1 protein-coding gene and 1 pseudogene are annotated in these 657 nt (G+C 60.1%); both read left to right on the forward strand.

From position 1 onward, the window contains the following. On the forward strand, positions 1-375 hold a 375-nt coding region (locus tag AC1D1Y_RS25990; protein WP_477684893.1), incomplete at its 5' end, for a TIM barrel protein. Positions 376-397: 22 nt separating this feature from the next. Then, positions 398-657: pseudogene (locus tag AC1D1Y_RS25995) on the forward strand (gfo/Idh/MocA family oxidoreductase); the annotation flags it as partial.

Genomic DNA, 657 nt, shown 5'->3' on the forward strand with positions numbered 1-657 from the left:
GCCGATATTCCGCACGAAGTCGCAGGCCTGTGCCTAGACACCGGCCACAGCTACTACGCCGGCATGGAGCCCACCACTTGGCTGCGCAAGTACGCGCACCGCATCGACTACGTGCACTTCAAGGACATCGACCAGCGCGTATTCGACACCGTGCTGGCCAAACGCATCCGCTTCTTTGAGGCCTGCGGCGAAGGCGTGATGTGTCCGATTGGAAAAGGCGTGCTGGACTACGACGCCATCCGCCAAACATTGCTGGACATCCAGTACCACGGCTACATCACCGTGGAACAAGAGCGAGATCCGCGCAACAAGGGCTCCGTCATGGACGACGTCAAAGCCAGCCGTGACTTCCTCAAAAGCGTCGGATTCAACTAACCCCATTTGCAGGTAAATACCAATGATCAACGGAGAAAACCTCGTTCCCGCCACCATCCCCTGGGCCATGGTGGGCGGCGGTCGCCAGAGCCAGATCGGCTACATCCACCGCTCGGCAGCGCTGCGCGATGGTGTGTTCAAGCTGGTGGCAGGTGCTTTTGACATCGATGCCCAGCGGGGCCAAGATTTCGGTACCGCCATCGGTGTTGGCGCAGAGCGCTGCTATGCGGATTACAAGACGATGTTCGCGGCCGAAGCACAGCGCCCCGATGGCATCCGTGC

The organism is Polaromonas sp. P1_G1 (genome assembly GCF_056405595.1).